General features: G+C 42.9%; 1 protein-coding gene. It reads left to right on the top strand.

Annotation, left to right across the window (positions count from 1 at the left end; genetic code table 11):
• Positions 1 to 328, top strand: a 328-nt coding sequence (locus AB4232_RS22690; protein ID WP_372088115.1) for a LysE family translocator, incomplete at its 5' end; no start/stop codon positions are given.
• Positions 329 to 420: the final 92 nt, after the last annotated feature.

Here is a 420-nt window from a genome sequence, read left to right as displayed (position 1 = left end):
AAGCGACAACCGTGCTGCAAAAGCGTACTACCAACGAGCACTTATTAGTAACCTGCTTAATCCTAAAGCGTTGGTTTTTTTCGTGATGTTCTTACCGCAGTTTGTATCGACGAGTATTGAAGCGACTTCGGGTGAGCAGATGCTCGTTCTGGGTTTATTGCTGAATGTGCTAGGTTTGACGTTCAACTTTTTACTTGTGGCGTTAGTGGGTACTATTGGTAAATCTTTGGTAGAAAATGCTAAGTTTCGTACCTATCAGCAAAAAGTGATGGGCGGAGTTTTCATCGTGTTAGCGGTGTGGATGTTGTCTTCTTTCTTTACCTCGTAGACTGCAACTCAAACAGTTTATCGGGGTTGGCCGCCGATACAAAAATGGACGCTTCGAGCGTCCATTTTTTATGTCTATCAGTTACATATTGT

This window comes from Vibrio sp. 10N.286.46.A8 (assembly GCF_041470165.1).
In the GTDB taxonomy this organism is placed as follows: domain Bacteria; phylum Pseudomonadota; class Gammaproteobacteria; order Enterobacterales; family Vibrionaceae; genus Vibrio; species Vibrio tasmaniensis_A.
The sequence above is the reverse complement of the archived record's forward strand: the minus strand, read 5'-3'. Positions and strand labels throughout refer to the sequence as shown.